This is a genomic window from Rhodococcus sp. PD04 (assembly GCF_035918275.1).
Classification (GTDB): Bacteria; Actinomycetota; Actinomycetes; order Mycobacteriales; family Mycobacteriaceae; genus Rhodococcus; species Rhodococcus rhodochrous.
Map to the genome: position 1 here is coordinate 91,225 of NZ_CP142144.1, position 22,366 is coordinate 113,590.

General features: G+C 62.5%; 17 protein-coding genes and 2 pseudogenes. 13 read left to right on the top strand and 6 right to left on the bottom strand.

The window, feature by feature from the left end:
* The first annotated feature begins 70 nt into the window (after positions 1 to 70).
* Positions 71 to 637, top strand: coding sequence for a signal peptidase II (locus U9J23_RS24840; protein WP_106201798.1), 567 nt, complete (start codon positions 71 to 73; stop codon positions 635 to 637).
* 137 nt (positions 638 to 774) lie between these two features.
* Here the strand turns inward: U9J23_RS24840 and U9J23_RS24845 are convergent, their stop codons facing one another.
* Positions 775 to 1,125, bottom strand: a complete 351-nt coding sequence (locus tag U9J23_RS24845; protein ID WP_326603111.1) for a S41 family peptidase — start codon at positions 1,123 to 1,125, stop codon at positions 775 to 777.
* On the opposite strand from U9J23_RS24845, the gene U9J23_RS24850 reads away from it, so the two are divergent.
* Positions 1,119 to 2,735, top strand: coding sequence for an IS1634 family transposase (locus U9J23_RS24850; protein ID WP_272268806.1), 1,617 nt, complete (start codon positions 1,119 to 1,121; stop codon positions 2,733 to 2,735). The genes U9J23_RS24845 and U9J23_RS24850 overlap by 7 nt on opposite strands.
* Here U9J23_RS24850 and U9J23_RS27800 read toward each other — a convergent pair.
* Positions 2,619 to 3,296: a S41 family peptidase gene (locus U9J23_RS27800; protein WP_106201800.1), complete on the bottom strand. Its 678-nt coding sequence runs from the start codon at positions 3,294 to 3,296 to the stop codon at positions 2,619 to 2,621. The genes U9J23_RS24850 and U9J23_RS27800 overlap by 117 nt on opposite strands.
* A 375-nt stretch (positions 3,297 to 3,671) precedes the next feature.
* Complete coding sequence (locus U9J23_RS24855; RefSeq protein ID WP_106201801.1) at positions 3,672 to 4,193, bottom strand: FBP domain-containing protein; 522 nt, start codon at positions 4,191 to 4,193, stop codon at positions 3,672 to 3,674.
* 34 nt (positions 4,194 to 4,227) lie between these two features.
* Here U9J23_RS24855 and U9J23_RS24860 point away from each other — a divergent pair, with 34 nt between their 5' ends.
* The gene (locus U9J23_RS24860; protein ID WP_106201802.1) at positions 4,228 to 4,848 is read left to right on the top strand and encodes a TetR/AcrR family transcriptional regulator; all 621 of its coding nucleotides are present in this window, start codon (positions 4,228 to 4,230) and stop codon (positions 4,846 to 4,848) included.
* Between the two features lie 565 nt (positions 4,849 to 5,413).
* Here U9J23_RS24860 and U9J23_RS24865 read toward each other — a convergent pair.
* Positions 5,414 to 6,466 (bottom strand): 2,3-butanediol dehydrogenase, encoded by a 1,053-nt coding sequence (locus U9J23_RS24865; RefSeq protein ID WP_272268808.1) that lies wholly within the window; start codon positions 6,464 to 6,466, stop codon positions 5,414 to 5,416.
* A gap of 1,079 nt (positions 6,467 to 7,545) precedes the next feature.
* Between U9J23_RS24865 and U9J23_RS24870 the strand changes: the two genes are divergently transcribed.
* The 9 genes from U9J23_RS24870 to istB all read left to right on the top strand — a co-directional run bounded on the left by U9J23_RS24870 (position 7,546) and on the right by istB (position 20,205).
* Positions 7,546 to 8,313: an acetoin reductase gene (locus tag U9J23_RS24870; protein WP_106201804.1), complete on the top strand. Its 768-nt coding sequence runs from the start codon at positions 7,546 to 7,548 to the stop codon at positions 8,311 to 8,313.
* A gap of 207 nt (positions 8,314 to 8,520) precedes the next feature.
* Positions 8,521 to 9,717, top strand: coding sequence for a GAF domain-containing protein (locus tag U9J23_RS24875; protein ID WP_080678506.1), 1,197 nt, complete (start codon positions 8,521 to 8,523; stop codon positions 9,715 to 9,717).
* A 1,271-nt stretch (positions 9,718 to 10,988) separates the two neighbouring features.
* Positions 10,989 to 11,954: a thiamine pyrophosphate-dependent dehydrogenase E1 component subunit alpha gene (locus U9J23_RS24880; RefSeq protein ID WP_272268896.1), complete on the top strand. Its 966-nt coding sequence runs from the start codon at positions 10,989 to 10,991 to the stop codon at positions 11,952 to 11,954.
* 19 nt (positions 11,955 to 11,973) lie between these two features.
* Positions 11,974 to 12,999 carry an alpha-ketoacid dehydrogenase subunit beta gene (locus U9J23_RS24885; protein ID WP_085470724.1) on the top strand — a complete coding sequence of 342 codons (1,026 nt, stop codon included), beginning with the start codon at positions 11,974 to 11,976 and terminating at the stop codon, positions 12,997 to 12,999.
* A 1-nt stretch (position 13,000) separates the two neighbouring features.
* Complete coding sequence (locus tag U9J23_RS24890; RefSeq protein ID WP_106201805.1) at positions 13,001 to 14,557, top strand: 2-oxo acid dehydrogenase subunit E2; 1,557 nt, start codon at positions 13,001 to 13,003, stop codon at positions 14,555 to 14,557.
* Positions 14,558 to 14,567: 10 nt separating this feature from the next.
* Positions 14,568 to 15,968 carry a dihydrolipoyl dehydrogenase gene (gene lpdA / locus U9J23_RS24895; RefSeq protein WP_272268816.1) on the top strand — a complete coding sequence of 467 codons (1,401 nt, stop codon included), beginning with the start codon at positions 14,568 to 14,570 and terminating at the stop codon, positions 15,966 to 15,968.
* 61 nt (positions 15,969 to 16,029) lie between these two features.
* A complete protein-coding gene (gene lipA / locus U9J23_RS24900) occupies positions 16,030 to 17,145 on the top strand; it encodes a lipoyl synthase (protein ID WP_145709065.1) in 1,116 nt (371 codons plus the stop codon).
* A gap of 687 nt (positions 17,146 to 17,832) precedes the next feature.
* Positions 17,833 to 19,374 carry an IS21 family transposase gene (gene istA, locus U9J23_RS24905; RefSeq protein WP_272268817.1) on the top strand — a complete coding sequence of 514 codons (1,542 nt, stop codon included), beginning with the start codon at positions 17,833 to 17,835 and terminating at the stop codon, positions 19,372 to 19,374.
* 66 nt (positions 19,375 to 19,440) lie between these two features.
* Positions 19,441 to 20,205: an IS21-like element helper ATPase IstB gene (gene istB, locus U9J23_RS24910; RefSeq protein ID WP_326603115.1), complete on the top strand. Its 765-nt coding sequence runs from the start codon at positions 19,441 to 19,443 to the stop codon at positions 20,203 to 20,205.
* A gap of 92 nt (positions 20,206 to 20,297) precedes the next feature.
* Here istB and U9J23_RS27805 read toward each other — a convergent pair.
* A pseudogene (locus tag U9J23_RS27805) lies at positions 20,298 to 20,462 on the bottom strand (IS701 family transposase); the annotation flags it as partial.
* Positions 20,463 to 20,676: 214 nt separating this feature from the next.
* Complete coding sequence (locus U9J23_RS24920; protein ID WP_272268822.1) at positions 20,677 to 20,880, bottom strand: hypothetical protein; 204 nt, start codon at positions 20,878 to 20,880, stop codon at positions 20,677 to 20,679.
* Between the two features lie 132 nt (positions 20,881 to 21,012).
* On the opposite strand from U9J23_RS24920, the pseudogene U9J23_RS24925 reads away from it, so the two are divergent.
* A pseudogene (locus tag U9J23_RS24925) lies at positions 21,013 to 22,362 on the top strand (ISL3 family transposase).
* Positions 22,363 to 22,366 lie beyond the last annotated feature (4 nt).

Below are 22,366 nucleotides of genomic sequence, written 5' to 3' on the forward strand. Positions count from 1 at the left end.
GCCACTTCGATCTAGGAGCCGTACCAAACGGTAGTGCGCTGGGCGCAGACCGGATGGAAGCATCTGCAGTATGAGTTCCACGTCCCTGCCTACTGTTGTGAACGCGCGATCGAGGATCCGATACGCCGCTTCGATCGGTGTACTGGCCTCAGCTCTGGTGATGGTCGACCAGCTCACGAAGTGGTGGGCCGAGACGACGCTGATCGTGGGCGCAACCACGCCGGTGGTCGGCGAGTTCGTTCAATGGAAGCTGGTGTACAACCCCGGTGCAGCATTCGGACTGGGCAGTGAGTTCACGTGGGTTCTCACTATGATCGCGGCTATCGCCGTCGTCGGACTGTTGGTGTTGGCCCTGCGTGTACGCACTCCGAGCTGGGCGGTAGGCGTCGGTCTTCTTCTCGGAGGCGCCGTGACCCATCTCGGCGATCGGGTCGCACGAGAGCCCGGTTTCGCTCGCGGCCACGTCGTGGACTTCATCGACTACAACGGTTTGTTCGTCGGCAATGTCGCCGACATCGCCCTCGTCGTCGGGGCCGCCCTGTTGATGCTTCTCAGTGTGCTGGACGTGGAGTCCGTCCCTCGCGCCCCTATCACTGCTTCCGGCGACGTGCAGCTTCGATCAGGGAAACAACAATAAAGACCGAACCAGCTGCATCACCGGTGTACATTCGTCCTCTTGCCGTCACGGGACGATGCTCGTCACTCGGAGTGGTCGCGAAGAAACGTCGTGGCAGGTCTCTGCCGAACCGGATCCTGCACTGTGTTCCACCTCCATCAGTTGCACCCTCGGTCCTGCAGCCATGCCCGTGCAGTCTCTTCGGCATTCTCGGGTGAAGTGACGTAATCGGGCAGGATTGGTACCTCAGCGAGACTCATGCCATTGCGGTCGACGTACGGACTCTCGGTAAGCACGAGGAGCGCTCCATCGAAGAGGGGTCGCGCCGAATTCGCAGAGGTGTATCCCGCGCTGTTCGTCCCGAACGACCGAATGTTGTCGAGCCCTCGGAAGGCCCGAGTTAGGACATTACCGACGGGTAGATTGATGCTCGGCCCCGTGACCTGCATGTTCGCCGTTCCTGTCGGGTGGATTGGGGTACTAATCAGGTAGCGTCCCGGCCGTGACATACGTGCGGAAGGTGCGGACCGCGTCGGGAGCGGTCGCAGTTCAGGTCGCCCGCAAAAACCGTGGCCGGGTCGAGATCATCGAACACGTCGGGTCGGCGCACACCGATGCCGAGCTGAGTGTGCTGCTCGCCCGAGCCCGCCGCATCGTCGACGGCGAGCAGGGCGTACTCGACTTCGAGGTCTCCACCCGCATCGCCCGGGTCGACGAGGTCGCCGACTGGCGGTCCGAACCCGAGCGGACTGCCGCTGCGACGGTGGCGCCGGCCGGACGCACACTGGGCACGAGTTCGCGGTTGCTCTACGAGGTGCTCGGCGCCGTCTACGACCGACTCGGGTTCGACGAGGTGGGCGACACCGTGTTCCGAGATCTGGTCATCGCCCGGATCGTCGAACCCACCTCGAAAGCCGACTCCGCACGAGTCCTCGACGATCTCGGTGCAGATACAGTCTCGTACAAAACAATCCAACGGCACCTCGTCGAGTCGGTCACTCGCGACTACCGCAACATCGTCGCGACGCGATGCTTCGCCCGTGCCGCCGCCAGCGGGGACTTGTCCCTGATTTTGTACGACGTGACGACCCTGTACTTCGAAGCGGAGAAGGAAGACGACCTGCGCAAGGTCGGGTACTCGAAGGAGCGTCGCGTCGATCCCCAGATCGTGGTCGGCCTGCTCGTCGATCGCACCGGATTCCCATTGGAAATCGGCTGTTTCGAAGGCAACACCGCCGAGACCACCACCATCGTTCCGATCGTGCGCCAGTTCCAGCAGCGGCACGGCCTGGGCGACGCCGCGATGGTCGTCGCCGCCGATGCGGGCATGTTGTCAACAGCGAACCTGACCGATCTCGATGCTGCCGGCGTGAAGTTCATCGTCGGCTCCCGTGTCACCAAAGCACCCGGCGATCTCGCCTCGCATTTTCACTGGTACGGCGACCTGTTCACCGACGGCCAGATCATCGACACCATCACCCCACGTCACGGGCGCAGCACCGTCAACAACGTGCGTACCAGGGCCGAGCCCGTGTGGGACCCGACGACGCATCCGAACGGATGGCGAGCAGTCTGGCAGTACTCACGCAAACGTGCGGTGCGCGATGCGCAGACCCTCAACCTGCAGGAAGCTCGTGCCCGCGCTGTCATCGACGGCACCAAGCCCGCGAAGGCGACCCGGTTCGTCACCGTCACCACGAAGGGCCGGCGCCTGGATACTGCGAGTATCGAACGGGCCCGTTCCCTCGTCGGTTTGAAGGGGTATGTTTCGAATCTGCCTGTCGCTGTGATGGATTCACGTGACGTTATCGCGAAGTATCATGATCTGTGGCATGTGGAGCAGTCGTTCCGGATGTCGAAAACCGATCTGCGAGCTCGACCGATGTTCCATCGCACCCGCGATGCGATCAAGGCGCACTTGACCATCGTGTTCGCGGCGCTGGCCGTCGCCCGTGAGGTTCAGGACCACTCCGGCCTGGGGATCGGCAATGTCGTCAAGCAGCTACGGCCGTTGCGGACCTCCACGATCGTCATCAACGGGGCCACCGAGTCGTTCCCGCCGCAGATCCCAGCCGCTCAGCAGAAAATTCTCGCGGATCTCGGCTTCGCGGGGTACTAAAAATGTCCTAAGTCGGGACCGAATGTTGTCGAGCCCTCGGAAGGACGCGAGCACCACCTCGCCGCTCGATGCCGTCTCAGCGTCTTGGAGCACCGCGACAGGTTGATCCGCAATCTTCGTCACGACACCGACCGAAATGGCGGTTCTGCCGATTCCGGCACCGTCCTCATAGATAGTTACGGGCGTATCCGCCCCGGTGCGTGTGCGGAACGTCATGGCGGTACCGTTCGGCAGAAGCGGGGTCACACCCGAAAGCATCGGATACATCGTCCCGCCCGTGTTCCCCCGCAGGTCGATAATCCACCCGCAAGTCTGATCAGCGGCGTCGACGATGCCGCTCGCTGCGGTTCGCGCGTAGTGACGCTGCATCTCCTCCGAGACCGCACCCACGGCGGGAACTGTCACAGTGGTGATGCCATCCGCGGTCGTGACGGTGGGCGCAGAGAACTCGTCGAGAGCCGAGACGGACCACCGTTCGACTTCCGTCGGTTCGAGAAGGAAGGAGTGCTTGCCACCGGCCGCTTCAACTGCGGCCGCCAGGGGCGCATGTATCTCCCCCATACTCGTGGCGCCTTCGGCTTTCGCCTCGACTTCTGCGCGCTGCGCCGCCCATTCCGGTCCTGCTGCGTAGTAACCGTTTCTCCATGAGATCCGGCGCGATATCGGCGTAGCGTTGCGGTGACGGTTTCACCAAATACACACCGACTGCGGACCGCAGCGAATGCAACGCCCAAACGCCTGCAACTCCTGCCACCAGAGTCGAGACTCCGATCACGGACACGACCACTCCCACCCCAGCAGCCATCGACCGGATCAGCGACCTTCGTCGCCGGCGTGACTGTCGCGCGGGCACATCGGTGTCCGCGATAGAGTACGAATTCGCATCGATCCCAGTTCGGTTGACACTTCGGGCTCGGCCACGACGGTTTTCGGCCATCATCGGCCCGCCGAGGAAGCGCCGACAATACGGGTGAGGAAACCGTCGAGCCGACGACGTAGATTCTCGATTCGTGTCTCACTGAACAGTGAACGCTCCGGTTGCGGATCCGACAACGGCTTTGCGTTGCGCACATACAGCGAACAGTCGAAGTCCACGCAGATATAGGTACCGACGCTATTGGCTGCCTTTCCCGCAGGCCCGGCCTTCTGTGCGGTGAACAGCGCTGCTTCCCCACTACGCCGCATGGAGCGACACAGATTGCACATGACCCCGCGCGTACGGATCGGGTCGACAGCGGCGACGCGGAACTCGACTGCGACGAGTTCACTGCGATGGTCGGTGACCAGATATGCGCGATGAGATGCACGCGGATCGATCCATCCGTAGAAGTCCCGGTCGCTCCACTGCACCTCGTCGAAGTTGTTGGGGAACGACATCGACTTGGCCTTGTTGCGCGAGCTGTTGACAAGGCTGGACATGATCTCGGTCTTCGTCGGGTGCCTCACGGCGTCCTCCATCCTTTATGAAACGATCGTAGTATAAACTCGTGTCATGGGCCGCCCCAAGGACGATGCACGCCGACACGAGCTACTCACCGCATGCGTGCGCTATGCGCAAGAACGAGGACTGTTCGGATTGACCCTCCGCCCGCTCGCAGACGAAATCGGGACATCGACACGAAACCTTCTGCACCACTTCGAAAGCCGAGAGCATCTGATCTCGGAGATTGTCGACGAAGTACTCGCCGACCAACTCGAAACCTCTCGTGCACTGCTATCGCGCATACGACGTCAAAAAACGGCCGCCACGGCACCGCCCCGGAACGTGGTAGCCGACGTGATCGCAGACGGACTCGAGCTCTCCTGGGCGCACACCACGACCCCCCAGGGTCGCATCCAGATGGCGATGTTCTTCGAAATCTACACAGCAGCCATGCGTGACAATGACCTTCGAAACAGGTTCGTCGATCCTGTCATCACCGAATGGGTCACCCCGATGGCACAGGCCCTCGAGCAAGCGAGTGTCGTGAACGCCCTGTCATTGGCCCACCGCGTACTCGCTGTTCATCGAGGACTCCTACTCCAGGCCACAGCAACCGGTGCCACTCCGGAGATCGCAGCCGCTCACAAGGATGCTGTCCACTGCATCCGCAACGAAATCTGCACCGCCTGACAGAACAGTCCACTACAGCACAAGAATCACGGCTTGCATCGGTGCAGGTGCAGCATGATCCGATCGACGTAGCGGCCTTCATTCGAAAGGTCCACAACGTACGCGGCCAGTGGCGGTCCACTCCTCGGCTCCAGTCGATGCAGACCATCCTCGGCGCCCCGCGGTTCACCGGCTGCCCAGACCACCATGCAGATCATTACCGCCGCGACCGCACGGCACCACGGCGGCAAAAACTCTGCCGTAGCAACGACTCGCGGTGGCGTTCTTTGCGTAGCAGGTCCGAACGCATGTGCGGAATGGGGTCCGAGTGCCCCACCCCCACAACTTTCGGGCGGGGCGTCACTCCCTATCTGAGTCTGTCCGGGTGTCAGCGGCTGCGGTCGCCGACCGTCCCATGCTCGCCGGAGACTGCGTTCCAGCCGAACTACCGTTTCACGAGGGCCTACATCATCGGTTCAACCCGCGCCAGCTCGGCAAAACACACATCACAGATCGTTGACGAAGCCCGCGGATACCTCCGGGGCCATTCCCGGCTGTTCCTTCAATGCTCTCTGGACGGCGACTTCTACATATCATCGGAGGGGTCGACAAGAACTTTCATCTTCCGGCCCGCATGCAGTGCCTCGAATCCCTCGTTGATCACATCATCGATTCTGACTGTGGTGACCCACCCTGTGGTGTCGTAGACACCTTGCGCCATGAACGCAATAACGGCTTCGAAGTCGGTGGATGTGTAGCACAGCGAGCCCTGGATCCGAGATTCGTTCATTACCAGGTTCAGTAGCGGTACGTTCAACGGCTTTTCGTAGATGGCGACGCTGATGGTCGGTCGCCGTGCACCGACACTCGCAGTCGCAGCCTCGATTGCCGACTTCACACCCGCTGCGTCAAATGCGGCATCTGCTCCACGGCCGCCCGTGACGTCGGTGACGAACGCAGACACGTCAACCTGGGTCGGGTCAAGGGTATGGGCGCCCAACGCCTCGATTGCAGTGCGGCGAGTCGGCGACGGTTCCGCGACATACACCGACTCGAGCCCCATGCCTCGCAGCGCGAACCACAGTCCGATACCAATGGGCCCGGCGCCGAAGATTATCGCCGTGTCGCCGGGCCCGACGTCACCGAGTGCCGCAGCGTGATACGCCACTGCCATCGGCTCGACCAGTGCACCGAGTTCGAGTGAGACGTTGTCGGGCAGTCGATGCAACATATTGACCGGCACGATGGTGTACTCCGCCATACCGCCGTCGGACATCAGGCCATGGAAGCCGATCTGCTGACACACGTTGTACGTTCCGGCCCGACAGGGCGCACAGCGCCCGCATCGGTAGATCGGCTCGATCGCCACTCGGTCGCCTGGGACATAGCCGGTGACGCCCGCGCCGACCTCAAGGATGGTCCCGGCGAACTCATGGCCCATCGTCAGCGGCAGTTCCCGACCGGTCAGCGGATGCGGCTCGGTCGGGACGAAGATCGGGCCTGCATAGTATTCATGCAGGTCAGTACCACAAATTCCGTTGAAACCTACCTTCACCTTGACCGTGCCCGGTCCAGGTTGCGGTTCAGGAACGTCAGCGATTTCCAGTTTGTTGGGTCCGTAGTAGACAGCAGCTTTCATACCTCGAGTAGTAGTGACTCACGACACATTCTGAAAGAGTTGCAGCGCGTTGCAACCGATATCCAAGTTGTTACCCCGCGGGGGTGCATGAGGCTCGACAGAAGCCATGGACAAGTGCCGCGAATTTGAAGACACGTCGCGGCACTCGACGTGAAACCCGCGCGCCGCGCTGAAACCGTCTCATTACCAATGCCTCGACACGTCCGCTTGCATCGATCCCCTCACGGCCTTGCAGGAGATCGCCCCCGCGTGCTCCTCCAGTCCTCGCGTATCTGCACGTCTGTACCTGTGCAGACCGGCGCCTCGAGAACGAAGCGCAGAATCATCACCCCCACTGGGCTTTCCGATGATTGGATTCTGCAGTAACCTCGTACCCCGGGTCGGCGAATCCCTGTCACCGGCCCGAGAAATCACCGCCCCCCTCTGCGCGGTGGCCGCAGCCCTACCGCAGCATCCCCTGTGCTCGGTAGGGCTGCTTCGCTTCTTCACCAAGACCGTCTCTCGAGGTACGCACAACGAACTGACCTTCTCAGTAGGTGACCGAGCGATGTGTGCACGTGAACCCCACACGTCGAATCGGACAAGAGCGCCGAGTACGCCGAACCGCGATCAGGCAACCGGACGGTTCTCCCGAGTCACAGTCGACGCTCAGGCCGTTGGAGACGTCACGGCCCATTCCATTACTGGGCGACGATGGCTGCTCAACTGCCGCCGTACGGATGCAACGCTGTGCAACTCTGTACTCCTTCCCCCACCTCCGATAGGAATACTTGCACCATCGCGGAGACCTCAGGAGGACATCAGGAGGCATCGATGCACACAGCTGCACTATCGCCGGCGAAAGATGGCGGTGCCCGGCGACGCCGGCCGACACTCAGCGAGCCGGAAACCGCAGCGAGTGCATCTCAGGTACTGACGTTCACAGCTTCCCCTCGGCCATCTCCATCCTCGCCGAGCCACACTCACGGCGTGCGGCCGACAGGCACAGTGTCAGTCGGGCGGCACGTAACCACGGCTTCGAGAACGCTCCGCATGAGCAGCCGGATAAAGGCAACTGCCGAATCTCAGGAAGGACCAACATGACCGTCGCACTCGTCACAGGAGGCGGACAGGGAATCGGCCGCGGCATCGCACTGCGCCTAGCCCGGGACGGACACGATATTGCGCTCGTCGACGTGAACGAGGCCAACATGCAGTCGGTTGCCGCCGAGATTCGTGGGATCGGCAGAAAGGAAACCACATTCGTCGCCGATGTCAGCGACCGTAATGCCGTGTTTGCGGCAGTGAACCATGTGCACGAAACTCTCGGCAGTCTCGACGTTATGGTCAATAATGCTGGTATCGCGCAGGTTGCTCCGATCGCGGATGTTCGCCCTGCGGATCTGCAGAAGATCTGGGCGGTCAATGTTGATGGCGTACTGTGGGGGATCCAGGCTGCAGCGGAAAGATTCAAGTCGGAGGGGCGTAAAGGCAAGATCATCAACGCGTCCTCGATCGCTGGACATGATGGTTTCGCGATGCTCGGTGTCTATAGTGCAACGAAGTTTGCGGTTCGCGCCTTGACGCAGGCTGCAGCCAAAGAATATGCGGCGTACGGGATCACCGTGAACGCGTACTGCCCCGGAGTTGTCGGTACCGACATGTGGGTGACCATCGACGAGCGTTTCGCCGAACTGACCGGCGCTGCGAAGGGCGAGACCTACCAGAAATTTGTCGGCGGCATTGCGCTCGGAAGAGCCCAGACGCCGGAGGACGTAGCCGCGTTCGTATCGTATCTTGCCGGTCCTGATTCGGATTACATGACCGGTCAGGCACCTCTGATCGACGGTGGTCTAGTTTATCGCTGAGCAGCCTCCTTGTACCGATGTATACGATCGAGCACGATGACGCGACTCGCGAATGCCGAGCGCCCGCATGATCTACCCAGATCGGCACAATGAGGGAACGTTTCACACCATACGACCAGTAATCGTCCGTCCCATGACGTCTGAGCAGCCCACCGGTTCGACTACGGATCTGGAACACAACCTCCCCGGTGAGCTGGAGGTATATGTATGACCAGTTCGACTCATCAGCGACTCCTGGCTGTCGATTTCGGAACCGACCTCGCGCGGCATGCGCGAGTCCTGAATCGGGTACGCGACGCCGTACTTTCCGGACAGCAACCACCTATGCCGCCACGCGAAGTCGTCGCCCGGTCGTGGTCACGATTACAGACAGTGGGCGTCAGCCCCGCACGGTGTGAGGATATCGTCGTCGTAGAGTGCGCAGATCTCGAGTCTCGTCGCACACGAACGCCTCTTCGCGCGGTTCTTCCGGAACTTCGGAGCACGTTGACCACGGTGGCGGGCGAGGCAAATTTCGTCGTCGTACTTGCCGACGCTGACGGAGTCGTGTTGTGGCGGGAAGGTTCCCACTCCGTCTGCAGGCGAGCTGACGCTCTCGGTTTCGTAGAGGGTGCCCAATGGTCAGAACGCGTTGTCGGCACCAACTCCGTTGGCACTGCGTTGATCGAGAGAGCACCGGTACAACTGTTCTCGGCCGAACACTATGCACGGTCGCACAATGACTGGTCGTGTACCGGGTCACCGGTACACGATCCACGGACTGGTGACATACTCGGCGTGATCGATATCAGCGGTTCGGCAATGTCGATCCATCCCGCCACCATGGCTCTCGTGCAGACGGCGGTGAGATTGGTGGAGTCGATATTATGGCGTGAACACATCACCCAAATTGAGAAGCTCCGCGCGAAGGTGGCCCCAGTGCTTGCGACCGTCGGCGGGCCAGCACTCGTCTTGGACCGGCACGGTTGGGTTGTCGAGTCGGTCGGGATCGGTGTTCCTGAACGGTTGGCACCTCCGTGTGCGGAAAAACCCTTGCTGGTACCAGGTCTTGGTTTGTGCGTTCCCGAGCCACTCAGTGAGGGATGGTTAGTGCGCCGTAGGCAGGACGGACCGACGATCGAACTCGAACTCGATCTCGGTGCCCAACCCCGGGCTACGGTGCGCGGAGACGTGGATTGGACACGTGCCCTGTCACCGCGACATGCGCAGATTCTGCGGGTGCTCGCGAGCGCCGGACCTACGGGGATCGATGCCGCCACAATGAGCGAAGTCCTGTTCGGGGACCGTGATCACGTGGTCGCAGTCCGTGCCGAGATTTCTCGACTACGAAGGAGTCTGGGGCCGGTTCTGACCACTCACCCATACAGATTCGCGCAGGACGTCACGGTTCGAACCCTCGACTGAGCTCATCCTTCTCCTGCCCTGCAGTACGTCGACGTGCACGCATGCGCGCTTTGGTATTCACGCATCGTCGAACCCGCTTCGAAACTCTCGCTGCCGGCTGGACCTGAACGACCTCGGGTGACCCAGGAACGCAGCGAGTGCGCGGTCGGCAAGACCGTGTAGTTGTCATGGCCCCCGCGATCGGTAGCCTCGAAACTGTACCCGATCCCAACTCGGTCGATACGCGCTCGGTGACCGATCGGATCCGAGTCTCCCCACCTGAAGAGCACCTTGGCCTGGTTGTCGACTATCACCGCGGTCGCGTCCCGCACCCGCTCTGCCGTGGCCGTATAGACCACGCGAACCTGTTCTCACGGCGCTGCAGCCATCCAGTTCCCCACGACAACCAGATCGCCTAATTCCTTTGTCCAACAATTGCTTCTGCGTCTTCAGGTGCACGCCAGTGCACGCTACGACGAACAGACCACTACTCCCCATCACGTCCCGAGGATTACTGCACGACTTTGCGAACCCCTGGAGTTCGAACTCCTGGGATATCTCTGAGGCCTTCACAAAGCCCTAAGCTTGATTCCGACATCGTGGGTTCGGCCTGCAACCTCATGGACTCAGGCGGTCGTTCTCACGGAGGCGATCGTCTGGAGTCGGCCATCGACCGTTCCGCGTTCGAGCTGAATCCCCAGCTCGAACGGTCCCCTCCTCGTATCGAGACCGGACGAGAGGCGTTGGGGTCGATCACTTCTGCGGACCGACGTCATGCACCGAGCGGATCGCCGCTCGCCACTTCCCATGAGTCCCACCATACGCAGCGTATCCCTACCTCCACCCATGAAGTCGCCTGGACGGTGCCTCGGCCCGATCCACTCCACCTTCGATGGTTTCTGCGTCCGGAGACTGCTGGGATGCACAGACTGCACGCTGCTCGAACCTCGAGATTCGACCGATCGTAGAACGTGAATCCAGCCGAGAATCGGGTTCGTCGGGTGCGCACGTACCTCAGTCCGGGATTCGACGTCGACTTCGGCAGCCCCTTGTGATGTTCGGAATACCGAACATCACAAAGACCACGCACCTTCTGCGAAATGTTCGGGACGTGCCCGCTCATACCCGTCACCCCGGCCACGACTGCAATCAACTGCAATGTTGAGGGAACGCCACGTTCTCCTTACATTCGTGATCCGGGTAACACAAGCTGCTGCGCCAGAAGAGATCGCAGCCCCGTAATCGCGTGGGGTCCAGTGATAGTGGCCCGATGCTGGAGACAGAGGAGAACAATGACGCTGACGAAAAGTGCACTTTTGAGCGCGTACCGGAAGATGACCGAGATCCGAGCGTTCGAAGACCGGTTGCACGAGGAGAACGCTACGGGTGACATTCCTGGATTCATCCACCTGTACTCGGGCCAGGAGGCGATTGCTGTCGGGGTGTGCGAGAACCTGAACGACACCGACTACATTGGATCGACACACCGCGGCCACGGTCACTGCATTGCCAAGGGATGCGACCTCAACGGGATGATGGCCGAAATCTTCGGGAAGAACGACGGTTTGTGTCATGGAAAAGGTGGGTCGATGCACATTGCCGACCTCTCGGTCGGCATGCTCGGCGCAAACGCGATCGTCGGAGGCGCTCCCTCGCTCGCGATCGGCGCTGCGCTGAGCGCTAAGACCCTCGGCAATGGCGGCGTTGCGGCCTCGTTCACCGGAGACGGTGGATCCAATCAGGGAACCGTATTCGAGGCGATGAACATGGCGGTCGTGCTCGAGTTGCCGATCGTGTTCGTCATCGAGAACAACGGATTCGGTGAGGCCACCGGACGGGACTACGCGGTCGGTGCTCCGAGCATCGCGGGACGAGCAGCTTCGTTCGGAATGCCGTCGACCACAGTCGATGGTACCGACTTCTTCGAGGTCTACGACGCGACGTACGAGGCCGTCGAGCGCGCTCGTAGAGGAGGTGGACCGTCCACCATCGAGGCGACGGCACACCGCTGGCACGGTCACTTCGAGGGCGATGCGCAGCTGTACCGGACCGCCGACCAGGTCGCCGAGCTCCGCAAGAATCAGGATCCCTTGATGAAGTTCCGTGCGAAGGTCATCGGCAGGAAAGTCACCGCGAAAGAGCTCGATGCAATCGACGCCGAGGCTCGTGAACGGGTCGACGTCGCTGTTGCGAAGGCGCGAGCTGCCGAGTACCCGCCGCAGGAGAGCCTGCTGTCGGACGTTTACGTGTCGTACTGAGGGAGAGAACGAAATGACCATGTCGAAGACGACATATCGCGAAGCGATCAAAGCTGCACTCGCCCAGGAGATGCAACGGGATGCGACGGTCGTGCAGATCGGTGAGGATCTGCGCGGTGGTCAGGCCGGCACCAATCCGGAACTCGAATCGGGGAAGGTGGAGGCGTTCGGCGGTGTGCTGGGGGTGACGAAGGGTCTGTGGACCGAGTTCGGTTCCGACCGTGTCATCGACACCCCGATTACTGAGTCCGCGATCATCGGGATGGCAGCCGGTGCAGCTCTGACCGGGCTCCGCCCGGTGGCCGAGTTGATGTTCATGGACTTCTTTGGAGTTTGTTACGACGCGCTCTACAACCAGGCCGCGAAGTTTCGGTACATGTTCGGCGGCAAGGCCCGCACCCCCCTTGTCGTACGAGGGATGATCGGTGCCGGTTTCTCCGCCGCCGCCCAGCACTCACAATCACCGTACAACGTATTCGCCGCCGTTCCGGGCCTGAAGGTTGTCGCCCCATCGAACGCGTACGACGCCAAAGGTCTGCTGATCCAGTCGATTCGCGACGATGATCCGGTCGTGTTCTGTGAACACAAGACACTCTACGACGTCAAGGGCGAGGTTCCGGACGATCCGTACACGATCCCGTTCGGTGTCGCCAACTACACCCGCGAAGGCACAGACGTCACGATCATTGCCCTATCGGCGATGGTGAACGCTGCCAACACCGCCGCGGACAAGCTGGCCGCCGAGGGAGTTTCCGTCGAGGTCGTCGACCCCCGCACGGTGTCGCCACTCGACGAGGAAGGCATCCTAGAATCCGTCGACTCCACCGGCCGAGTAGTGATCGTCGACGAGTCCGCGGCGCGCTGCGGGTTCGGTCACGACGTCGCCGCGCTGATCGCAACGCGTGCGTTCGGATCACTGAAGGCACCGATCGAACTGGTCACCCCGCCGCACACCCCGGTGCCGTTCTCTCCCGTTCTCGAACAAGCGTGGCTGCCCGACGCCGCTCGGATCGAAGCTGCCGTCCGCAAGGTCGTGAGTGCTTGATATGAGTGAGATCAAACTGATCGAAGTTCCCAAGTGGGGCCTGTCCATGGAGGAAGGCACCGTAACTGAATGGCTGGTCGAGGAGGGAGCATCCTTTTCGAAGGGCGACCTGATCTGCGAGATCGAGACCAGCAAGATCGCCAACCAGCTGGAAGCACCGTTCAACGGCGTGCTTCGACGGATCGTCGCCAAGCCGGGTGAGACGTTGCCGGTCGGTGCGGTACTGGCGGTGTCTGCCGAGGCTGCAGTCTCCGACGCCGAGATCGAGGAGTTCCTCGCCGCTATCGGCGCAGACCAAGCGCCGACGCCGGCCGAGGCGGGCGGGTCGCCGGGCGGGCATCCCGCCCCCGCGCAACCGACGCTCGAGAGCAGCCCACCGTCTCCGGTGGCCCACGAATCGGTGCCTGTGACCGAGACGACCAACGCATCCCGTCAGCGTCAGCGTCCTGGTTCCACGATCGTTCCCGAGGCTTTGCAAGGACGGACGAACGGTGACGTGTTCGCGACTCCGCACGCCCGCCGGTTGGCAGACGATTTGTCGATCGACCTGGCCCGTGTGGCTGGGACCGGCCGGGAGGGCCGGATCTCCGTTGCCGACATCCACGACACGATTCGCGCAGCCGGCGGAACCGTTGCTCCTCCGGTGTCGCCCGTGCGGTCAGGTGTACCGGGACGATCGTTCGAGGACGACAGCACCGTCCCAGCCACCCCCGTGGCCCGCCGTCTGGCAGCGTCTCTCGGGATCAATCTGCACGATTGCCGTGCTACCGGTTCAAGGGGCAGGGTGTGTGAGTCCGACGTCCGCGAGGCAGAACGCCGATTCCGGCTGCAACCGGAAGTCGGTGCAGCTCCTGAACCCGCCGCAGAGGCGGAGTTCGAGACGATTCCGTTCACGACGATGCGTAAAGCAATCGGGCAGCGGTTGCAACAGTCGAAGCGCAACGCCCCGCACTTTCGGCTCACCACCGATCTACAGATCGATGATCTCCTTGCTCTGAGGAAAGAGATCAATGCGACCGTTCCGGCCGTCAAGCTGTCGGTCAACGATTTCATCGTCAAGGCGTGTGCTGCGGCGCTGCAGAAGGTGCCCGACGTCAACATTCAGTTCGATGAGGCAACACAGTCGGTGCTGCGCTATGCGCGCGCCGACATCTCGGTGGCTGTCGCATTGCCGTCGGGTCTGATCACCCCGATCGTGCGCAATGCCGACGGCAAGACTCTCGCCGAGATCTCCGGGGAGGTGCAATCGCTGGTGACCAAGGCCAAGACCGGGAAGCTGACTGCCGACGAGTTCCAAGGTGGCACCTTCACAGTGTCCAACCTAGGCATGTTCGATGTGCGGAAATTCGACGCGATCATCAACCCACCGCAGGGCGCCATCCTCGCGGTCGGTGCCGGCCAGGAGCGTCCCGTCGTCGTCGACGGCCAGGTCGTTGCCCGTACGATGCTCACCGTCACGCTCTCGTGTGATCATCGAGTGATCGACGGCGCGCTCGGCGCGGCCTTCCTGCGCGAACTCCGACGTTTCGTCGAGTCACCCGCGCTGATGCTGGTCTGAGAGGTACACCATGACAGAGAAATACGACGTCCTCGTCGTCGGCAGCGGACCGGGTGGTTATGTTGCGGCCATCCGCGCCGCGCAGCACGGTTTGCGCACCGCGATCGTCGAACGGGACCGGCTCGGAGGGATCTGCCTGAACTGGGGATGCATTCCCACCAAGGCCTTGCTGCACGGCGCCGATGTCGCCCACACGTTGGTGAATCTCCAGCCCCTCGGGTTCAGCACCGGTAGTGTGGAATTCGATATGGGACGCCTCGTCGAGTTCAGCAGGTCGGTGTCCGGACGACTGTCCGACGGTATCGGGTACCTGATGAAGAAGAACGACATCGATGTCGTCGAAGGAGCGGCGCGATTGCTCGACAAGGGCGTCGTCGCAGTGACGACAGCAGACGAGACGGTGTCCGAATACCGGGCCGACCACGTGATCCTGGCAACCGGAGCCCGGCCGCGTCCGGTTCCCGGCGTCATTCCCGACGGCGACCGCATCTGGACATACTTCGACGCTCTCGTCCCGACGGATCTGCCGAAATCATTGTTGGTCATCGGCTCTGGCGCAGTCGGCGTTGAATTCGCGAGCTTGTACAAGGATCTCGGCACCGACGTCACCCTCGTAGAGATGGCGCCGCAGATCATGCCGGTGGAGGACTTCGCTGTCGCAAGCCACGTACGGCGTCAGTTCGAGCAACGAGGTATCAAGATTCACACCGGCGCCTCGGTATCCGAACTGGCAGCCGGCCCGGATACTGTCACCGTTACCGTGCAGTCGACCGCCGGAACCGTCGATGAACTCACTGTGGACAGGGTGCTCGTCGCAGCCGGCATCCAGGGCAACGTCGAGGATCTCGGCCTCACAGAACTTGGCATCGAGGTCGAACACGGTTTCATCACCACCGATCAGTGGTGTCGCACCAGCGCATTCGGGGTATACGCGATCGGCGACGTGGCAGGCGCACCTTGCCTCGCCCACAAGGCCAGCCACGAGGCCGTGCTGTGCGTGGACAAGCTTGCAGGTGTGCAGCACGTCCGGCCGTTGGACCGGGACTACGTTCCGGGCTGTACGTACGCGAGGCCGCAGGTCGCCAGCCTCGGTCTCACCGAAGAGCAAGCGCGGGCGACCGGGCGTCGCCTGCAAGTCGGGCAATTCGATCTGCAAGCATCCGGAAAGGCACTCGCTATCGGTGAAGCCGACGGCTTCGTGAAAACGATCTTCGACGCCGACAGCGGTGAACTTCTCGGTGCCCATATGGTCGGCCCGGACGTCACCGAGCAGATTCAGGGCTTCGGTATCGCCCGAGCCCTGGAGGCGACTGCCGACGATCTCGCCGAAGTCGTCTTCGCACACCCGACACTGTCTGAAGCAATGCACGAATCGGTCCTGTCCGCGCTAGGCCGTCCGATCAACATGTAGTGGCTCTCGCCGAACCGTGGACTTTCGTGGGCCCGCGGTTCGGCGGGAACCTCACCCAGGAATGGAACGCCACGTGAATGCCACACCCGGAAGACCACTCGAGGCGTCGGCCCCGACAGGCCGCAAACTGCTCCGGCTGGAAGTCCGCAACGCTCAGACCCCCATCGAACGCAAACCGAACTGGATCAAGACCCGCGTCAGGATGGGCCCCGAATACACCGAACTCGAGAGCCTGGTCCAACGCCAAGGACTGCACACGGTGTGTGCCGAAGCCGGCTGTCCCAACATCTTCGAGTGCTGGGAAGACCGCGAAGCCACGTTCCTGATCGGGGGGCAGCAGTGCACGCGCCGTTGCGACTTCTGCCAGATCGAGACCGCCAAACCCACTGACCTCGACCGGGACGAGCCCCGCCGCGTTGCCGAGTCCGTGCGGACGATGGGACTCCGGTATTCCACCATCACCGGTGTCGCTCGCGACGACCTGCCCGACGGCGGAGCCTGGCTATACGCCGAAACCGTGCGACAAATCCACGCTTTCAGCCCCGGAAGCGGCGTCGAGAATCTCATCCCCGATTTTGGGGGCAAACCCCATCTCCTGGCCGAAGTGTTCGAATCTCGTCCCGAGGTGCTTGCCCACAACGTCGAGACCGTACCGCGGCTCTTCAAGCGTATCCGGCCCGCGTTTGACTACGATCGATCCCTCGGCGTGCTTACAGCGGCCCGCAAGTTCGGTCTGATCACCAAGTCGAACCTGATCCTCGGCCTGGGCGAGACCCCTCGCGAAGTGCAGCAGACGATGCTCGACCTACACGATGCCGGCTGTGACATCCTTACCATCACTCAGTACCTGCGACCCTCGCCGCGGCACCATCCAGTCGAGCGCTGGGTACAGCCCGAAGAATTTCTCGAACACTCCAGATTCGCAGAGGAAATCGGTTTCGCAGGTGTCCTGGCTGGACCCCTCGTCCGTTCCTCGTATCGTGCCGGACGCCTCTACGCCCAAGCCATGTCCCACCATCGCCGTGAGCTCGAGACTCCCCCATGCACCTCGGAGCAGCTCATCCGATCACAAACCCCACCCACGGAGTCCACCCTCGTCGACGACCACATCATTGAAGGCAGTCGTCGCCAATCGGCATCATCAACCCCTTTCGCCTTCAATACAGGAGTCCTTTGATGAACACGGTGGTAAGCAAATTGTTCGCTACCCCTATCTCGTGGTTGCTGGCCGTCCCAATCGTGTTGCTCGACCGCCTGATGTCTCCGGAAATGACCGAAGGACCGGTCTGTGATACACGCTCTGCGGCGCGGCACTGCACCGACCGCTACGAATCCACTTGACGACTCCTCACCTCACCGAACGATTCTCATCGGTTACGCGACCGAATCCGCAAGCACCGGAACTTCACAATCCTCTCCTTATTACTGCAACGACAGTTTGATGCCTGCGAGCGAAGTGACATCGCGCTCGCGCCTGATGGACGCGCCGCCATAACGACCGACGCCGGAGGCGTGCGGGCGAATGACGGATCGAATGGACAATTCGGTTGAACAGTTGCTGTATCTCGCTGACAGAGAAAGAATCTGAGATCTATACCGACCCTCGGTCGTGAACCCGGTGGGGCAACCCGGTTCGAGGCCGGTTGTGCAGTCCTTTTCCATACCGCGGTGCAAGTGTCAGCGGTCATGTAATTCCCCAGGTTGAGGGGTCGACCCGTCACGTAATTCCTCACCCGCCTGTCACGTAATTCCCCACCCTTGGGGCGTGTCGGCCGGGGTGTGGGTGCTGCTGCAGGTTCGCTTCTTCCCAAGGTCCACCGAGGGCCTGGGAAGGGGCCCGACGGTGGCAAGGAGAACGTGGACGATGACCGATCTGATGGAGTTGTTCCGGCATTGGCATGCCGGCCGCTCCCAGGTGCAGATCTCGACGGCCCTGGGACTCGACCGCAAAACCATCCGCAAGTACTTGGCGCCGGCGCTGGCGGCGGGGTTGAGCCCGGGCGACGGCGGGAAGTTCGACGAGAACCTGTGGCGCGAGTTGATCACGTCCTGGTTCCCGGAAGTGGTGGACCCGACGGCGCGGGCGGTGACCTGGCCGGCGATCGCCGCCCACCACGCCTGGATCGAGGGCCAACTCGACGAGTCGGTGACCGTGGCGACGATCGCTCAACGCCTGCGCGACGATCGCGGTGTTCCCGTTTCGGAATCGACCGTGCGGCGGTATATCGCAACACGATTCGCCGATCGTGTCGCGGCGTCGAAGGCAACCTTTCCTCGCGGTCCGGTCTCGCCGGGCGACGAGGGTCAGGTCGACTACGGCAAGTTGGGGATGTGGCGCGATCCGGCCACGGATCGGCGGGTGGCGGTGTGGGCGTTCGCGATGATCCTGGCGTGTTCACGGATGCTGTTCGTCCAACCGGTGCTGCGGATGGATCAAACCTCGTGGTGCGCTTCGCATGTGGCCGCGTTCGAGTTCTTCGGTGGCGTCCCGGCGCGGATGGTGTGCGACAACCTCAAAACCGGGGTGGACCGTCCCGATCTCTACGATCCGCAGATCAACCGGGCCTATGCCGAACTCGCCGACTTCTATCAGGTGCTCATCGATCCGGCCAGGGCCGGCAAACCCAAGGACAAACCACGCATCGAACGCCCGATGCCCTATATCCGGGACTCGTTCTTCCGGGGCCGCGAGTTCACCTCGCTGACGCAGATGCAGGCCGCCGCACTGGCATGGTGCACCGACGTCTACGGCCGGCATCAGCATCGCGGTCTCGGTGGTGCGCACCCGGCGGTGGTGTTCGACGCCGTCGAAAAGCACATCCTGACGCCGTTGCCGCCCAGGAGGTTCGAGCCGGTGGTCTACTCCACCGGCAAACTCGCCCCGGACTGTCACGTCAAGGCCGGCAAGGCGTTGTATTCGGCGCCGTGGCAGCTGATCGGCCGACGATTGCTGGTGCGCACCGCCGGGGATGTGGTGCAGATCTTCCACGACGAGCAGGTCGTGGCCACCCATGTGCGCCGCCTGTCCGGGAGAGCGACCAATCCCGAGCATTATCCGCCGGAGAAGACCGCGTTCACGTTGCAGACGGTGGTGTGGTGCCGGGTCCAGGCCGAGCAGATCGGACCCGGCGCGGTCGCGATCGTCGACGAGTTGTCCCAGGTCAACGCGATCCATCGACTGCGATCGATCCAGGGCATCATCCGGCTGCGGTCGCGTTACGACGATGCCCGCATCGATGCGGCCTGCGCCCGTGCCCTCGAGGTCGGTGATCCGCGTTATCGCACGGTCAAGGGCATCCTCGTCGCCGGCACCGAACACGACGGCCAGGACGTCGCCGATGCCGGGGTCACCGCGCCGGCGTTGTTGCGCGGGCCGGCCGCGTTCGACACCGAACGATCCGCTTGATCCGTTCATATCGCCAGAAATATTGAACTGCAATTACTTTCACTAGATGCTGTGAGGACACCTGTCATGACCATCCATGATCCCAGCCTGCGGGCTGCGTTGAAAACCTTGAAGCTGACCGGCATGCTCGACACCCTCGACGCGCGCCTGGCGCAAACCCGCGACGGGCAGCTCGGGCACCTCGAGTTCCTGCAGGTGCTCTGCGAGGACGAGATCGCCCGCCGCGAAACCGCCGCCTTGGCCCGGCGGGTGCGCCGGGCCAAGTTCGAGCAGCAGGCCACCTTCGAGGACTTCGACTTCACCGCCAACCCGAAGCTCCCGGCCGCGATGCTGCGGGACCTCGCCGCCCTGCGGTGGCTCGACGCCGGCGAGTCGGTGATCCTCTACGGACCCGTCGGCGTCGGCAAAACCCATGTGGCACAAGCGCTAGGGCATCATGTGGCCCGACGCGGCGGGGACGTGCGGTTCGTCAAGTGTTCCCGGATGCTCGCCGATCTGGCCGGTGGACACGCCGACCGCACCATCGGCCAACGGATGCGCGAATACACCCGGCCGCTGGTGTTGATCATCGACGACTTCGCGATGCGCGAGCACACCACCACCCAGTCCGATGATCTCTACGATCTGGTATCCGACCGGGCGATCGCCGGCAAGCCGTTGGTTCTGACGAGCAACCGGGCCCCGAAAGACTGGTATCCGCTGTTCCCGAATCCGGTCGTGGCCGAGTCCCTGCTCGATCGGTTGATCAACACCAGCCACCAGATCCTGATGGACGGCCCGCCCTACCGGCCACGCAAACGCCCCGGGAACCGCACCGCGGCCGCGAACTGAACCAACCCGGGCACCGGCCCGGCTACCCTCGACTCAGCACACCCGGACATGGGGAATTCCATGACGGAAACCCCTGGGGAATTACGCGACGGTCGACACAAGATCGTCAGGGAGACGATCGCGGCCATGGACGGGGTGATGTTCCGGTACCAGGGGGGTGTATCCCCGAACCTGGTAGTGGTCGAGACCAGTCTCGTTTTCGCGCTCCGGAAGCACTCCTCGATCGCCGAGCGACTGCCTGCCACTCGAACGAGCTCGACGAGTCCGTCAGCGGTCTTGACCTGAGGAAGAGCGGCCGGTGCCTGCTGTGCGGCGGGCGTAGGCGTCGATCGGATCGGACTTGCCGAACCGTCGCTGTGAGTTCCTACCTGAGCCTGAGGATGTCGCAAATCTTGACGTCGTGTGTCCTCAGGTACCGGCCCCGTATGAACTGGCGCCTCCGATGCCAACGAGTCGAACACTGTCCAGCGATCAGATGTAGCCGAGGAGTTGTTCGTCGCTGGTGGAGGTCGCAGGGACCGAGAAGTCACCGAGTCGGGTGCCGGTGATGCCGAGAACCGCGACGTAATGGATGTCGGAGTGCGTGTCGACTCCGGCAACGACAGCGCCGCCGCTGGCCGCGAACGGATCAGTTCGTGGACAAGTCCTGCGGCCGCCGACCACCTGCAGAGTCACACATCGACGACGAAGGCCTTCCATCATCGACGTCACCTGTTCCTACATCAATCCGGCTCTTCGCAGTTGGTAGGGGCAGGTGTCGACCGACCCCGTTGCCGTGTCGGTGATTGAAAAAGGGCCCGCGCCCTTGTGAGCTGGGTGTTCTCAGGCATCCAGGACAGCAAGGAACGCGGGCATGCTCCACGGTAGTTCGTTGCTGCTCGATCTCGACGGCGTCGTCGTCGAGTCGGTGCAGCGCACGGTCGAGGGCAGCCGGATCGTGCAGATCGCGACGGCACGCGAGTGGGTCGGGGTGTGCCCGCAGTGCGGGCAGAAGTCATCGCGTTCGAAGGGCTGGGTCACCACCAGACCGCGGGACGTGCAGCTCGGGCCCGACCGTCCGCTGTTGGTATGGAGGAAGCGGAAATGGCTGTGCACCGACACCAGCTGTGAACGGAAGGTGTTCACCGAGTCGACACCGGGGGTGCCACCCCGGGCGAAGGCGCTGCTGGCCGAGACGGTCCTCGACGGGGACCGATCGGTGGCGGCAGTTGCGGGCGACTACGGGTGCGCCTGGCACACCGTCCACGAACATCTCGTCGTGGTCGCCGACGCCGCCCTGGCCGGCGAGCCTGAGGCGGTGATGGTGCTCGGGATCGACGAGACCCGACGCGGGAAGACGAAATGGGAAACGGACCCGGACACCGGGAAACGGTCGTGGGTGGACCGGTGGGACACCGGACTGGTCGACCTGACCGGCGATCAAGGGTTGCTGGCGCAGGTCAACGGACGTACCTCGGCGGTGCTGGTCGACTGGTTCGACGCCCGCGACGAGGCGTGGAAGGCGCAGATCACCGACGTCGCGATCGATATGTCGTCGGTGTATGCGAAGGCGGTGCGCGAGGCGTTGCCGCATGCGGACCTGTGGTGGACCGGTTTCACCTGGTCAAGAAGGCGAACGAGATGGTCGATGCCGTCCGGCGCCGGGTTACTCAGGCGCAGCGGGGTCGGCGTGGCCGTAAGAGTGATGCCGAGTGGATCAATCGACGTCGGTTGTTGCGGGCCTCCGAACGGCTCACCATCGAACACCGATCGATCCTGTTCGAGAAGCTGACCGCTGCGGATCCACACGGAGACATCGCCGCGGCATGGATCGCCAAGAAATTACTGCGGGATGTGTTGCGCTGCACCGATCGTGGTGGTCTTCACCATGAGATTCGAGACAGACTGTATCGGTTCTACACGTTCTGCGCGGCGTGTCGGGTCCCGGAGATCGGAAAGTTGGCGGCGACGATCTCGGCGTGGCAGGAACCGATGATCTTGGCGATCACCACCGGGTTGTCGAATGCGCGTAGTGAGGGCTACAACCGGATCGTCAAGCATGTCGGTCGGATCGCGTTCGGGTTCAGGACCCCGGAGAATCAACGCCGCCGGGTACGGTGGGCCTGCACCCGCCGCTCCCGGCGGAGCATACCCAGCCGGCATCAATGCCACTGCTAACTGC

Excerpts from the sequence above, each read along its gene's own strand:
- U9J23_RS24840 (WP_106201798.1), top strand. The coding sequence starts at position 71 with ATGAGTTCCACGTCCCTGCCTACTGTTGTGAACGCGCGATCGAGGATC.
- U9J23_RS24845 (WP_326603111.1), bottom strand. The coding sequence starts at position 1,125 with ATGTCACGGCCGGGACGCTACCTGATTAGTACCCCAATCCACCCGACA.
- U9J23_RS27800 (WP_106201800.1), bottom strand. The coding sequence starts at position 3,296 with ATGGGGGAGATACATGCGCCCCTGGCGGCCGCAGTTGAAGCGGCCGGT.
- U9J23_RS24855 (WP_106201801.1), bottom strand. The coding sequence starts at position 4,193 with ATGGAGGACGCCGTGAGGCACCCGACGAAGACCGAGATCATGTCCAGC.
- U9J23_RS24860 (WP_106201802.1), top strand. The coding sequence starts at position 4,228 with ATGGGCCGCCCCAAGGACGATGCACGCCGACACGAGCTACTCACCGCA.
- U9J23_RS24865 (WP_272268808.1), bottom strand. The coding sequence starts at position 6,466 with ATGAAAGCTGCTGTCTACTACGGACCCAACAAACTGGAAATCGCTGAC.
- U9J23_RS24870 (WP_106201804.1), top strand. The coding sequence starts at position 7,546 with ATGACCGTCGCACTCGTCACAGGAGGCGGACAGGGAATCGGCCGCGGC.
- U9J23_RS24875 (WP_080678506.1), top strand. The coding sequence starts at position 8,521 with ATGACCAGTTCGACTCATCAGCGACTCCTGGCTGTCGATTTCGGAACC.
- U9J23_RS24880 (WP_272268896.1), top strand. The coding sequence starts at position 10,989 with ATGACGCTGACGAAAAGTGCACTTTTGAGCGCGTACCGGAAGATGACC.
- U9J23_RS24885 (WP_085470724.1), top strand. The coding sequence starts at position 11,974 with ATGTCGAAGACGACATATCGCGAAGCGATCAAAGCTGCACTCGCCCAG.
- U9J23_RS24890 (WP_106201805.1), top strand. The coding sequence starts at position 13,001 with ATGAGTGAGATCAAACTGATCGAAGTTCCCAAGTGGGGCCTGTCCATG.
- lpdA (WP_272268816.1), top strand. The coding sequence starts at position 14,568 with ATGACAGAGAAATACGACGTCCTCGTCGTCGGCAGCGGACCGGGTGGT.
- lipA (WP_145709065.1), top strand. The coding sequence starts at position 16,030 with ATGGAACGCCACGTGAATGCCACACCCGGAAGACCACTCGAGGCGTCG.
- istA (WP_272268817.1), top strand. The coding sequence starts at position 17,833 with ATGACCGATCTGATGGAGTTGTTCCGGCATTGGCATGCCGGCCGCTCC.
- istB (WP_326603115.1), top strand. The coding sequence starts at position 19,441 with ATGACCATCCATGATCCCAGCCTGCGGGCTGCGTTGAAAACCTTGAAG.